10 protein-coding genes are annotated in these 12,490 nt (G+C 73.7%); 7 read left to right on the top strand and 3 right to left on the bottom strand.

The window, feature by feature from the left end; translation table 11 throughout:
- Positions 1-645: 645 nt before the first annotated feature.
- Together CK485_RS28075 and CK485_RS28070 are read left to right on the top strand one after the other, a co-directional pair.
- Positions 646-1,368 carry a DUF5819 family protein gene (locus CK485_RS28075; RefSeq protein WP_241968654.1) on the top strand — a complete coding sequence of 241 codons (723 nt, stop codon included), beginning with the start codon at positions 646-648 and terminating at the stop codon, positions 1,366-1,368.
- Between the two features lie 104 nt (positions 1,369-1,472).
- Positions 1,473-2,690, top strand: coding sequence for an HTTM domain-containing protein (locus CK485_RS28070; protein WP_241968676.1), 1,218 nt, complete (start codon positions 1,473-1,475; stop codon positions 2,688-2,690).
- Positions 2,691-2,698: 8 nt separating this feature from the next.
- Here the strand turns inward: CK485_RS28070 and CK485_RS28065 are convergent, their stop codons facing one another.
- Positions 2,699-3,463, bottom strand: coding sequence for a TrmH family RNA methyltransferase (locus tag CK485_RS28065; RefSeq protein ID WP_199239553.1), 765 nt, complete (start codon positions 3,461-3,463; stop codon positions 2,699-2,701).
- A gap of 121 nt (positions 3,464-3,584) precedes the next feature.
- Positions 3,585-5,294: a phenylacetic acid degradation protein PaaN gene (paaN, locus tag CK485_RS28060; RefSeq protein WP_109454716.1), complete on the bottom strand. Its 1,710-nt coding sequence runs from the start codon at positions 5,292-5,294 to the stop codon at positions 3,585-3,587.
- A gap of 224 nt (positions 5,295-5,518) precedes the next feature.
- On the opposite strand from paaN, the gene CK485_RS28055 reads away from it, so the two are divergent.
- Both CK485_RS28055 and CK485_RS28050 read left to right on the top strand, forming a co-directional pair.
- The gene (locus tag CK485_RS28055) at positions 5,519-7,183 is read left to right on the top strand and encodes a 3-hydroxyacyl-CoA dehydrogenase (protein WP_109454715.1); all 1,665 of its coding nucleotides are present in this window, start codon (positions 5,519-5,521) and stop codon (positions 7,181-7,183) included.
- A complete protein-coding gene (locus CK485_RS28050; protein WP_199239552.1) occupies positions 7,180-7,800 on the top strand; it encodes a TetR/AcrR family transcriptional regulator in 621 nt (206 codons plus the stop codon). Before CK485_RS28055 ends, CK485_RS28050 begins: the two co-directional genes overlap by 4 nt.
- 357 nt (positions 7,801-8,157) lie before the next feature.
- Here CK485_RS28050 and CK485_RS28045 read toward each other — a convergent pair whose 3' ends face one another.
- Positions 8,158-8,640 carry an Lrp/AsnC family transcriptional regulator gene (locus CK485_RS28045; RefSeq protein WP_109454714.1) on the bottom strand — a complete coding sequence of 161 codons (483 nt, stop codon included), beginning with the start codon at positions 8,638-8,640 and terminating at the stop codon, positions 8,158-8,160.
- Between the two features lie 196 nt (positions 8,641-8,836).
- Between CK485_RS28045 and pdhA the strand changes: the two genes are divergently transcribed.
- Genes pdhA through CK485_RS28030 form a run of 3 tightly spaced genes read left to right on the top strand, consistent with a single transcriptional unit; the run spans position 8,837 to position 12,446 of the window.
- Positions 8,837-10,042 carry a pyruvate dehydrogenase (acetyl-transferring) E1 component subunit alpha gene (pdhA, locus tag CK485_RS28040; RefSeq protein ID WP_109454713.1) on the top strand — a complete coding sequence of 402 codons (1,206 nt, stop codon included), beginning with the start codon at positions 8,837-8,839 and terminating at the stop codon, positions 10,040-10,042.
- Positions 10,042-11,067, top strand: a complete 1,026-nt coding sequence (locus tag CK485_RS28035) for an alpha-ketoacid dehydrogenase subunit beta (RefSeq protein ID WP_109454712.1) — start codon at positions 10,042-10,044, stop codon at positions 11,065-11,067. Before pdhA ends, CK485_RS28035 begins: the two co-directional genes overlap by 1 nt.
- Positions 11,067-12,446 (top strand): dihydrolipoamide acetyltransferase family protein, encoded by a 1,380-nt coding sequence (locus CK485_RS28030; RefSeq protein WP_109454711.1) that lies wholly within the window; start codon positions 11,067-11,069, stop codon positions 12,444-12,446. The genes CK485_RS28035 and CK485_RS28030 overlap by 1 nt, the downstream gene beginning before the upstream one ends.
- Positions 12,447-12,490 lie beyond the last annotated feature (44 nt).

Below are 12,490 nucleotides of genomic sequence, written 5' to 3'. Positions count from 1 at the left end.
AGTAGCGTTCCGGTGGTCAAGACCAACGGTGGCGTGGTGGCCCGGGCCCGAAGGCCCACCGGCCGCCGGGGAGACGGCCCTCGGGCCGCGGGGATCTGGGCCTTCGGGGCGCCAGGGAAGGGAACGGGGCACGAGATGGAGCCACCCGAGCAGGGGGCGGCGCGACGCGGGTCCGAAGCCGGCGCGGCACCGGACCGGGGCGCCGACGCGGGCGGTCCTCACGCGCCCGCGCGGGCGCACGTGCCGGAAGATCGGGCAGCCACGCCGGGGGGCCCGGAGGGGGCGCAGGCGCCGGGAGGACCGGGAACGCCGGACGAGGCGACGGCTGACGGCGAGGCACCCGCCGGTGCCGCCTCCGCCCCGGATCCCGCCCCGGAAAGCCGTGCCCCGGCCGACCCCCGCGCCTCCGAGCGTCCTGATCACCCCGATCGCATCAGTCGGCCAGACCGCCCTGGCCCCGCCGGCCCCAGCCTCCCCAGCGGTCCCGGGGGCCCCAGCGGCGCCACCACGGGCGGCGACCACGCCCCAGGCGATCCCGAGACCGGCCACCACGACGCGGGCGGCCCCGCCTCCGCCACCGGCGAGGTAGGCGCCCCCGCCTCCGCCTCTGCCCCTGGCGAGGTAGGCGCCTCCGCCTCCGGCGAAGTGGGCGGCACCGCCTCCGGCGACGCGAGTGCCTCCGCCTCCGGGGTTCCCGACGCGGGCCGCCCCGAGGCCGACGACACCGGATACGCCTCCGACCTCGGCCCGATAGCCCGCCTCTCGCTTCCCTCCCGGGTCGTCGTCGCGCTCACCGTCGCCGCCGTGGTGGTGGGCGCCGCTGTCCATCTCGGCATGGTCTTCCTGAGCGTCGCGCCGTCCAACACGATCTCCAAGGCGCACGCCTCGGCGATCAACGGCTACGTCGACCCCGAGTTCGAGCAGAACTGGCAGTTGTTCGCGCCCAACCCGGTGCAGGTCAACACCGACGTCCAGGCCCGCGCCGAGGTGCGGCAGGCGAACGGCGCGACGAGCACGACCGGCTGGGTCGACTTCACCGCCATGGACATCGCCAAGATCCGGCACAACCCGATCCCCAGCCACACCGAGCAGAACGAACTGCGCCGCGCCTGGGGCTTCTACACCGACACCCACGACGAGCAGGACCACCCGATCGGGGACCGCGGCGACCTGTCGCAGGAGTACCTGCTGCGGATCATCGCCCACCGTTTCGGCCCGCACCTCAACGGCGGCTCCGTGCAGCGCGTCCAGGTGCGCCTCGCCACGATGCCGGTGGCGGCGCCCAAGTGGAGCGCCGAGCGGATCGACACCCAGACCACCTACCGCGTGATGCCGTGGTGGACCGTCAGCTCCAAGGACTTCACGTGACCGACGACCGGACTCCCGGGCAGGCATTCGCGCCCCGCGCCGAGGCTCCCGTGCCGCGCGCCGAGCCCGCCGTGCCCTCACCCTTCGCGGGCGTGCTGCGCGGACTGGACAGCGCGATCGGCCGCGGTCTGGCCCGGGTCAGCGGCCGGCCGGTGGCGCCGTACCAGTCGGCGGTGATACGGATCGGCTTCGCGCTGACCTGGCTGCTGTTCCTGCTGCGCGAGTGGCCGCACCGCGACGAGCTGTACGGGCCGGGCAGCCCGTGGAGCTGGGACATGGCGCGAAGCCTGATCGCGTCCAACCACGCCTTCACCGTACTGCTGTGGTCCGACAGCAGGGTGTGGTTCGAGATCGTCTACACGGTCGCGATCCTGGCGAGCGCCGCCCTGATGCTCGGCTGGCGGACCCGCACCTCCGCGCTGCTGTTCATGATCGGCGTGCTGTCGTTGCAGAACCGCAGCGTCTTCGAGGGCGACGGCGGCGACAACGTCGTCCACATCATGGCGATCTACCTGCTCTTCACCCGCTGCGGTCAGGTCTGGTCGCTGGACGCCCGCCGTGCCAGGCGCCGCCGCGAGCGCGATCCGCGACGCGCGGCACGCGACCCGTACGAGACGAACGACGTGGTCGGCGTCGTCACTTGGGTCGCCGGGGCGATCGGCCTGCTGGTGGTCTGCGCGCTCGGCGACCTCAGCATGTTCTGGGCGTCGGCGTTCTACGTCGTGCTCGCGTTGCAGGGCCTGTGGTGGCTGCTGCGCAAGTACGCGCCGGGTGAGCCGCGCGCGGTCATGGAGATGGTCGCCAACGTCGTGCACGCGGGCGCCATGCTGGTGATCGTCGTCGAGGTCTGCTTCATCTACGCGACCGCCGGCTGGTACAAGATCCAGGGTTCGCGCTGGGAGGACGGCACCGCGCTGTACTACCCGCTGCACCTCAACGACTTCACCCCCTGGCCGGCCCTGTCGCACCTGATGTCGTCCAACGGCGTCGTCGTCATGCTGATCACCTACGGCACGGTGATCGTGCAGGTCGCCTTCCCCTTCACGCTCTTCAACCGCCGGGTGAAGAACGTGCTGCTGGTGGCCATGATGTGCGAGCACGCGGCGATCGCGGTCACCCTGGGGCTGCCGTTCTTCTCCCTGGCGATGATCACGGCCGACGCGGTCTTCCTGCCGACCGGCTTCCTGCGCTGGGCGCGCGACCGGCTGGTGCGGGCGGTCTCACGTGGTGAGCGCCCCGCCATCCCGGCCCAGCGCGACGGTGGGCGACCGCGACCGGTCGCGGCGCCAACCCCGCCGGGCGTGGACACCCTGCCGGGCTGAGGGGCCCGCTACGCCCGCGTTCCCGGGCCCGCGCTCCAGTGGTACAGGCTCATCGCCACGCTGGTCGCCAGGTTGAAGCTGGAGACCTGGGCGCGCATCGGCAGCGCCAGCAACCGGGTCGCCACGCCGCGCAGTTCGTCCGAGACGCCGTGCCGTTCGGAACCGAAGGCGAGCAGCGCGTCGTCGGGCAGGGTCGTCGTCCTGATGTCGTCGCCCGCCGGGTCGAGGACGAACAACGGGCCGTCCGGCAGCGAGCCGAGGTCGAGGCGTTCGACGGCGGTGGCGTAGTGCAAGCCGGCGCCGGCGCGCAACACGTTGGGGTGCCACGGGTCGGCGTCCCCGGTGGTGATGACGCCGGTGGCGCCCATGCCGGCCGCGAGCCGGACGACGGCGCCTACGTTGCCGAGGTTGCGCGGGTTCTCCAGGACGACGACGGGGGCCCGCCGGGGCCGGCGGGCCAGCGCGGCCAGGTTGGCGTCGCGCTCCGGGCGGGCGGCGATCGCGGCGACCCCGGTGGGATGGGTGCGCGGCAGCAACTCCCGCAGCAGCGACGCCGCAACGGGCCGTACCAGGGCGTCCAGCCGCTCGGCCACGTCCGGCGCCAGCTCCGCCGCCAGGGCCAGCACGGCGTCCTTGTCGGCGGCGAGCACGAGGCGCACGTCCGCCCCGAAACGCAGCGCGTGCTTGAGCGCGTGGAACCCGTCGAGCAGCACGCCCGAGGCGGCGGCCTCGCGCCAGTGCCGCACCACGTCGGCGGTCAGGTCGTCGGACATGCGCCAAGCCTACGGGCCCGCCGCGTCCGCCCCGCCGCGCCTGACCTGGGCCTACGCGGCGGGGCGGGGGCGAAGGCCCGGCGACGACGCCGTGGTCGCACCGGGCCGCCCGCCCGTCGCGTCACTGCGGCCGCCGCACCTCCACCGTGCGGAAGCGGTTCGCCACGAACGCCCCGTCGCACAGCGTCGCGTTGGCCGCCGGGTTGCCGCCGGTGCCGTGGAAGTCGGCGAAGGCGGCGGTCTGGTTGACGTACACGCCGCCGGTGAGGTTCAGCGACAGGTTGGCGCACTCCTGTTCGCAGACCTCCTCCACGGCGCGCTCCACCTCGGCGGACGTGGTGTACGCGCCGACCGTCATCGCGCCCTTCTCGCGCACCGTGCGGCGCAGCAGCGCCAGCGCGTCCGCCGTGGAGTCCACCGCGACGGCGAACGACACCGGGCCGAAGCACTCCGACAGGTAGGCGGCCTCGTCGTCCGGCTTGGCGCCGTCCAGCGTGACGATCGCGGGGGTGCGCACCAGCGCGTCGGGGAACTCCGGGTGCGCCACGGACCGCGACGCCAGCGCCACCGTGCCCAACGAGGCGGCGCCGTCGAGCCGTTCGCGCACCTGCGGGTTGACGATCGCGCCCAGCAGGGCGTTGGCCCGCGCGTCGTCGCCCAGCAGCTTGTCGACGGCCGCCGCGAGGTCGGCGACCACCTCGTCGTAGGTCTTGTGCCCGGCGTCGGTGTCGATGCCGTCGCGGGGGATCAGCAGGTTCTGCGGGGTGGTGCACATCTGGCCGCTGTAGAGCGACAGGGCGAAGGCGAGGTTGCCCAGCATGCCGCGGTAGTCGTCGGTGGAGTCGATGACGACCGTGTTGACGCCGGCCTTCTCGGTGTAGACCTGCGCCTGGCGGGCGTTGGTCTCCAGCCAGTCGCCGAAGGAGGTCGAGCCGGTGTAGTCGATGATCCGGATCTCCGGGCGCAGCGCCAGGGTCTTGGCGATCCCCTCGCCCGGGCGCTCCGCCGCCAGGCAGACCAGGTTGGGGTCGAACCCGGCCTCGCCCAGCACCTCCCGCGCGATCCGCACGGTCAGCGCCAGCGGCAGGATCGCCCGCGGGTGCGGCTTGACCAGCACCGGGTTGCCGGTGGCCAGCGAGGCGAACAGGCCGGGGAAGCCGTTCCACGTCGGGAAGGTGTTGCAGCCGACGAGCAGCGCGATGCCGCGCGGTACGGTCTTGAACGTGGTGCGCAGCTTCAGCGGGTCGCGCTTGCCCTGCGGCTTGACCCAGTGCGCCGAGGACGGGGTGCGGGTCTGCTCCTGGTAGGCGTACGCCACCGCCTCCAGGCCGCGGTCCTGCGCGTGCGGGCCGCCCGCCTGGAACGCCATCGTGAAGGCCTGGCCGCTGGTGTGCATCACCGCGTGCGCGAACTCGTGGGTGCGGGCGTTGATCCGGGCCAGGATCTCCAGGCACACCAGCGCCCTGGTCTCGGGCCCGGCGTCGCGCCAGGACGGCATGGCGTCGCGCATGGACGCGAGCAGCGTGTCCAGGTCGGGGTGCGGGTAGCTGACGCCCAGCTCGATCCCGTACGGCGAGATCTCCGCGCCGGTCCACTCGTCGGTGCCCGGCTGGTCGGCGTGGCCGGAGCCGTCGAACGCGAAGCGCTTGCCGAGGAGCGCCTCGAACGCCGCCTTGCCCTCGGCGGCGTCCAGGCCGTGTCCGTCTCCGTAGGCCTTGGGGTGCTCGGGGTGCGGCGACCAGTACTCACGGGTGCGGATCGCCTGAAGGGCCTGGTCCAGGGTCGCGCGGTGCCGTTCGGTCAGCTGGGCGACGGCGAGGTCTGCGGTCATGCGGGCCACTCCTCGGTGAGTGGGTACGGACGGATATCGGGACGAGAGCGACGCGGAACCGGTCAGGAGGTTCCGCCGACGCCTTCGCGCTCATAGTCTTGACCGAATGGTCGGTCGGGGCAAGGGGGCGATCCGGCCTGTGGACAACGCGGACCGCCGGACGACGCGCGCCGCGCGGCCTGTGGACAAGTGTGGCCTGTGGACAACTTTGGGGAACGGACGCGATGAACTCTTCTCACTACGGGCATTCCGATGACTCCGGGCGTTCCGGCGAGGCCGGCCACTCCGCCTCCGGCGCCACGGCCTCCGGTGCCACGGCCTCCGGTGCGACGGGGTCCGGTGCGGCGGGTGACCGCGTCACGGTCGCCGTCGTCGGCACCGGCACGATGGGCCAGGGGATCGCGCAGGTCGCCCTGGCCGCGGGCCATCCCGTGCTGCTGTACGACGTGGCCGAGGGCTTCGCCGCACGGGCCGCCGAGGCGATCGGCGCACGCCTGGACCGGCTGGTGGAGAAGGGCCGGATGACCGCGGAGCAACGGGACGCCGCCCGCGCCGCGGCCACGCCGGTGACGGGCCTGGAGCGGCTGGCACCCGCGGGGCTCGTGATCGAGGCGGTCGCCGAGCGGCTCGAGGTCAAGCAGCGCCTCTTCGCCGACCTGGAGGAGGTCGTCGGCGACGACTGCGTACTGGCCACCAACACCTCCTCCCTGTCGGTCACCGCGATCGCGGGCGCTCTGCGGCGGCCGGAACGATTCCTCGGCCTGCACTTCTTCAACCCGGCGCCCCTGCTGCCGCTGGTCGAGGTGGTCTCCGGTCACGCCACCGCCCCGGCGGTCGCCGACTTCGGGTACGCGACCGCGCTCGGCTGGGGCAAGACGCCGGTGCGCTGCACCGACACGCCCGGTTTCGTCGTCAACCGGGTGGCGCGCCCGTTCTACGCGGAGGCGTTCGCCGCGCTGGAGGACCGGGTGGCGGACCCGGCCACCATCGACGCGGTGCTGCGCGAGAGCGGCGGCTTCCGGATGGGCCCGTTCGAGCTGACCGACCTGATCGGCCAGGACGTCAACGAGGCCGTCACGCGGTCGGTGTGGGAGGCGTTCTTCCAGCACCCGAAGTTCACCCCCTCGCTCGCGCAGCGCAGGCTCGTGGAGTCCGGGCGGCACGGTCGCAAGTCGGGCGCGGGCTGGTTCCGTTACGACGACCCCGAAGGGGGCGGAGGCACCGGCAAGGGGAGTGGCGGCGGTGCCGGGCGGCCCGCCCCGCACACGGCACCACCCGCCACGCCCCCGGCCCGCGTCGGCTTCACGGACGGCCCGCCGCCGGTGCGCGAACTGGTCGCGGTCATCGAGAAGGCGGGCATCGGCGTGGACCGCGACGAGGCCGCCGGGTACGGCGTGGTCACCCTTCCCGGCGGCGCCCGCCTCACCCTCGCGGACGGCACGTACGCTGCCGACAGCGGCGGCGACACCGTGCAGTACGACCTGGCGCTGGACTACGCGGCCGCCACCCGTGTCGCGATCGCCCACGCGCCCGGTGCCCGCGCGGGGGCGGTGGACGAGGCGATCGGGCTGTTCCAGGCGCTGGGCAAGCAGGTCAGCGTGGTGCGCGACAGCCCCGGGCTGATCGTCGCGCGTACCGTCGCGATGCTGGTCGACTTCGCCGCGGACGCGGTGGCCAAGGGCGTGGCGACCCCGGAGGACGTGGACACCGCCATGCGGCTCGGCGTCAACTACCCGCTCGGGCCGGTCGAATGGGGCGCCCGGCTGACCCCCGGCTGGGTGCGCGGCGTCCTGCGCGCGCTGCACGCCCACCACCCGACCGGCCGTTACGCGCCCTCGGTCGGACTCCGCCGCTGGTACGCGTCGCCGGAAGGTGTGCTCTCATCATGACCATGGCCGAGCACGACAGCACCTCCGAAATCACCCGGAAGAGGGATACCTACACGCCTGAATCGCTGCTTGCGGTCGCCGTGGAGGTGTTCATCGAGCGCGGTTACGACGGCACGTCCATGGAGCACCTGTCGCGTGCGGCGGGGATCTCGAAGTCCTCGATCTACCACCACGTGCGGGGCAAGGAGGAACTGCTGGAGCGCGCGGTCGGCCGGGCGCTGGACGGCCTGTTCGGCATCCTGGACGAGCCCGCCGCGTCGCGGGGCCGCGCCGTCGAGCGGCTGGAGCACGTCGTCCACCGCACCACGGACGTCCTGATGGCGGAACTGCCGTACGTCACCCTGCTGCTGCGGGTGCGCGGCAACACGCGCACCGAACGCTGGGCCATGGAGCGCCGCAGGGAGTTCGACCAGCGGGTGGCCGAGTTGCTGCGGGCGGCCGTCGCGGAGGGCGACCTGCGCGCGGACGTGGACGTCCGTCTGGCCACCCGGCTGCTGTTCGGCATGATCAACTCCATCGTGGAGTGGTACCGGCCCCCGGCCGGCGGCACCGGCGCCACCGACGAACGGGTGGCCGACACGGTCGTGCGCATGGCCTTCGAGGGCCTGCGCAAGTAGGACCGCGGCCTGCGCACGTGGGGCCGCGCCGCGCGTTGGGACGTGCCGACAGGCCCCGCGAACGCGTGACGGTGACCGCGTGACGGTGAACGCGTGAGGAAGCCGCGGGCCCGGAGCGAGCAGCCCGCGGCTTTCCGCGTCCTGCGGCTTTCCGCGTCCCGGGGCCGGACTGGGCCCGGCGGGACTGGGCGCCGCCGGGGGCGGGCGAGTGCCGTAGCCGTGTATGCCGGGGACCCGTGTCCGCCCCGAGCCGTGCGTGCCGCAGCCCTTCGTGCCGGCGCCTTGCGCACCGGAGGCGTCCCTCGCCGGGAGCTATTCGCCGACCACTTGCGCACTGGAGGCGCCCCCGCCAGGGCGCTATTCGCCCACCACCAGGTCCGTCTCCTCGAAGACCAGCAGCGTGCGGCTGCTCAGCACCTCGGGGACCGCCTGGATACGGGTGAGGACCAGCTCCCGCAGGCTGCGGTTGTCCGGCGTGTGGACCAGCAGCAGCACGTCGAAGTCACCGCTGACCAGCGCGATGTGGGCGACGCCCGGCAGCGTCAGCAACTGCTCGCGCACCGTCCGCCAGGAGTTCTGCACGATCTTGAGCGTGATGTACGCGGACGCGCCCTGGCCCGCCCGCTCGTGGTCGACCCGGGCGGTGAAGCCGCGGATGATCCCGTCGTCGATCAGCCGGTTGATCCGGGCGTACGCGTTGGCCCGCGAGACGTGCACGCGGTCCGCGACCGACCGTATCGACGCCCTGCCGTCCTCCTGGAGCAGCCGCAGGATGGCGCGATCCGTCGAGTCGAGCGGGCGGTCAGGGCGGCCCGGCTCGGCCATCTGTTCATTCGCCATCCCCCCGGGCCTCCCTACCATGGACGTACTGCCTCCATCTCAGGCTGTGGAGAACCGTTTGTCCACAGGCGGATCGCGACTGTGGCCAAAATGCCGCCGACGACCGAACAATCGGTAGGTGAAGCGGGAGCCCCCGCTCACCAGCAGGCACCCGCCACGAGCGGGTGCGCGGACACCGCCTACGAGGAGGTGCGCAATGGCCCGATCCTCCCTGGCCTCCGGCACGGGGAAACGCGCCCGTTCCGCCGAGCGCCCGTCGTCCGGCCAGGGCCGTCCCGCCGCCGCGCGGCCGGACGGCACCCGCCCGGGCCACACGCCGCCCCCCGACTGGCGGCCCCGCACCGATCCCGGACCGCTGCTCCCCGACCGCGAGCCGTACCGCGTGCTGGGCACGCCCGCCGTCGCCGACCTGGACCCGCAGCTGCTGCGCGAGCTGTACGGGCAGCTGGTGCGCGGTCGCCGCTACAACCGCCAGGCCACCGCCCTCACCCAGCAGGGCAGGCTCGCGGTCTACCCGTCCACCACCGGTCAGGAGGCCTGCGAGGTCGCCGCCGCGCTGGCGCTGCGCCCGCAGGACTGGCTCTTCCCCAGCTACCGCGACACCCTCGCGGTCGTCGCCCGCGGCGTCGACCCGGCCGAGGCGCTCACCCTGCTGCGCGGCGACTGGCACAGCGGCTACGACCCGCGCGCGACGAAGGTGGCGCCGCTGTCCACCCCGCTGGCCACCCAGCTGCCGCACGCCGTGGGCCTGGCACACGCGGCCCGGTTGCGCGGTGACGACACCGTCGCGCTCGCCCTGGTGGGCGACGGCGGCACCAGCGAGGGCGACTTCCACGAGGCGCTCAACTTCGCGGCCGTGTGGAAGGCGCCGGTGGTCTTCCTCGTGCAGAACAACGGGTTCGCCATCTCCGTACCGCTGGACAAGCAGACCGCGGCGCCGTCGCTCGCCCACAAGGCGGTCGGCTACGGCATGCCCGGCCGCCTGGTCGACGGCAACGACGCGCCCGCCGTGCACCAGGTGCTGTGCGAGGCGGTGGAGCACGCCAGGGCCGGCGGCGGACCGACGCTCGTGGAAGCCCTCACCTACCGCATCGACGCGCACACCAACGCCGACGATGCCACCCGCTACCGGGACGACGCCCAGATCGAGCCGTGGCGGGCGCACGACCCGGTCGCGCTGCTGGAACGCGAACTGCGCGAGCGCGGCCTGATCGACGACGCAGGCATACGCGCCGTCGAGGCCGCCGCCGAGGAGATGGCGGCCCGGCTGCGCGAGGAGATGAACGCCGAGCCGGTGCTCGACCCGATGGAGCTGTTCGACCACGTCTACGCCGAGAAGACCTCACAACTGCGCGAACAGGCCGCGCAGCTGCGGGCCGAACTCGACGCCGAGGAGGAGTGATGGGCACCGCCACCGCCCCCGCGCCCGCGCCCGCCACGCGCAAGCCGGCCACCATGGCCCAGGCGCTGCGCCAGGCGATGCGCGACGCGCTCGCGGAGGACCGGGACGTCCACGTGATGGGGGAGGACGTCGGCACCCTCGGCGGCGTCTTCCGCGTCACCGACGGGCTGGCCGCCGAGTTCGGTCCCGAGCGCGTCACGGACACCCCGCTCGCCGAGGCCGGCATCCTCGGCACGGCGGTCGGCATGGCGATGTACGGGCTGCGGCCGGTCGTGGAGATGCAGTTCGACGCCTTCGCCTACCCCGCGATGGAGCAGCTGATCAGCCACGTCTCCCGGATGCGCAACCGCACCCGGGGCACCCTGCCGATGCCGATCACCATCCGCGTGCCCTACGGCGGCGGCATCGGCGGCGTGGAGCACCACAGCGACTCCTCCGAGGCGTACTACCTGCACACCCCCGGTCTGCACGTCGTCACCCCCGCGACGGTCGCCGACGCCTACGGGCTGCTGCGCGCCGCCATCGCCTCCGACGACCCCGTGGTCTTCCTCGAACCCAAGCGGCTGTACTGGGGCAAGGCCGACTGGTCGGCGGACGCGCCGGAGACCGTGCCGCCGCTGGGCCGTGCGGTGGTGCGCCGGGCCGGCACCTCGGCGACCCTCATCACCTACGGCCCCTCGGTGCCGGTCTGCCTGGAGGCCGCCGAAGCGGCGCGCCAGGAGGGCTGGGACCTCGAAGTGGTGGACCTGCGCAGCCTGATGCCGTTCGACGACGAGACGGTGTGTGCCTCGGTGCGCAGGACCGGCCGTGCGGTCGTCGTGCACGAGTCGGCGGGCTTCTGCGGCACCGGCGCGGAGATCGCGGCCCGGGTCAGCGAACGCTGCTTCCACCACCTGGAGGCTCCGGTGCTGCGCGTGGCCGGGTTCGACATCCCGTACCCGCCGCCGATGCTGGAGCGCCACCACCTGCCCGGTGTCGACCGGGTGCTGGACGCGGTCGCCCGGTTGCAGTGGGAGGGGAACTGATGGCCGCGGTCAAGGAGTTCACGCTTCCCGACCTCGGTGAGGGTCTGACCGAGGCGGAGATCGTGCGGTGGCTGGTCGAGGTCGGCGACGTGGTCGCCGTCGACCAGCCGGTGGTCGAGGTCGAGACCGCCAAGGCGATGGTCGAGGTGCCGTGCCCGTACGGCGGTGTGGTCACCGCGCGCTTCGGTGAGCCGGGTGACGAGGTCCCGGTCGGCCGTCCGCTGGTGACCGTCGCGGTGGGAGGGCACGACGCCGCCGCGGACCCGGAGCCCGCCGCGTCCGGCGACCCGGGCGCCGCCGACTCCGGTTCCGGCAACGTGCTGGTGGGGTACGGCACTTCAGGCAGCGCGCCGCGCCGCCGCAGGGTGCGGCCGACGACGCCGCTGGCCAACGGTTCGGGCGGCGAGCGGTCCGGCACGACACCGCGCAAGCCCGCCCCCGCGGCGCCTGCTCCGGCCGCCCCTGCGCCCGCCGGTCCGGTCGCGGTCGTCTCGCCGCTGGTGCGGCGGCTGGCCCGGGAACACGGCCTGGACCTGCGCACGTTGCGCGGCAGCGGCAAGGACGGCCTGATCCTGCGGGCCGACGTGGAACGGGCGATAGCCGAGTCCGCCCCCGCCCCGGCCGCCGTGGCGCAGGCCAACACGCCTGCCGCGCACGCCGGTTCGCGCCAGGCCGCCGCGACCACCCTGGAGGAGACCCGGATCCCGCTGCGCGGCCTGCGCGGTGTGGTCGCCGAGAAGCTGTCGCGCAGCCGCAGGGAGATCCCCGACGCGACGACCTGGGTCGACGCCGACGCCACCGAACTGCTAGCCGCCCGCACCGCGATGAACGCCGCCGGTGGCCCCAAGGTGCCGCTGCTGGCGCTGCTGGCCCGCATCGCGGTGGCCGCGCTCGCCCGCTTCCCCGAGCTGAACGCCACCGTGGACACCGAGCGCGCCGAGATCGTACGACTGCCTGCCGTGCATCTCGGGTTCGCCGCGCAGACCGACCGCGGGCTCGTGGTGCCGGTCATCCGCGACGCGCACGCCCGCACCACCGAGGAGCTGGGCGCGGAGATAACCCGGCTCACCGAGGCGGCCCGCGCGGGCACCCTCGCCCCGGCCGAGCTGACCGGCGGCACCTTCACCCTCAACAACTACGGGGTGTTCGGCGTCGACGGCTCCACGCCGATCGTCAACCACCCCGAGGCGGCGATGCTCGGCGTCGGCCGGATATGCCCCAAGCCGTGGGTGCACGAAGGGGAGTTGGCGGTACGGCAGGTCGTGCAGCTGTCGTTCACCTTCGACCACCGGGTGTGCGACGGAGGCGCGGCGGGCGGCTTCCTGCGGTACGTCGCCGACTGCGTGGAGCATCCGGCGGTGCTGCTGCGCGGGGTGTGACCGCCTCGCCCGCCATGGATCGCCCCCTTGCGGAGATACTGCAC

Origin of the sequence: Streptomyces sp. ICBB 8177, assembly GCF_003144095.1 — a bacterium.
GTDB lineage: Bacteria > Actinomycetota > Actinomycetes > Streptomycetales > Streptomycetaceae > Streptantibioticus_D.
This window is presented reverse-complemented; position numbering and strand designations above follow the sequence as displayed.

What these genes read in the sequence shown, in the direction of transcription:
- CK485_RS28065 (WP_199239553.1), bottom strand. Translation starts at nt 3,463, where the DNA reads ATGTCCGACGACCTGACCGCCGACGTGGTGCGGCACTGGCGCGAGGCC.
- paaN (WP_109454716.1), bottom strand. Translation starts at nt 5,294, where the DNA reads ATGACCGCAGACCTCGCCGTCGCCCAGCTGACCGAACGGCACCGCGCG.
- CK485_RS28055 (WP_109454715.1), top strand. Translation starts at nt 5,519, where the DNA reads ATGAACTCTTCTCACTACGGGCATTCCGATGACTCCGGGCGTTCCGGC.
- CK485_RS28050 (WP_199239552.1), top strand. Translation starts at nt 7,180, where the DNA reads ATGACCATGGCCGAGCACGACAGCACCTCCGAAATCACCCGGAAGAGG.
- CK485_RS28045 (WP_109454714.1), bottom strand. Translation starts at nt 8,640, where the DNA reads ATGGCGAATGAACAGATGGCCGAGCCGGGCCGCCCTGACCGCCCGCTC.
- pdhA (WP_109454713.1), top strand. Translation starts at nt 8,837, where the DNA reads ATGGCCCGATCCTCCCTGGCCTCCGGCACGGGGAAACGCGCCCGTTCC.
- CK485_RS28035 (WP_109454712.1), top strand. Translation starts at nt 10,042, where the DNA reads ATGGGCACCGCCACCGCCCCCGCGCCCGCGCCCGCCACGCGCAAGCCG.
- CK485_RS28030 (WP_109454711.1), top strand. Translation starts at nt 11,067, where the DNA reads ATGGCCGCGGTCAAGGAGTTCACGCTTCCCGACCTCGGTGAGGGTCTG.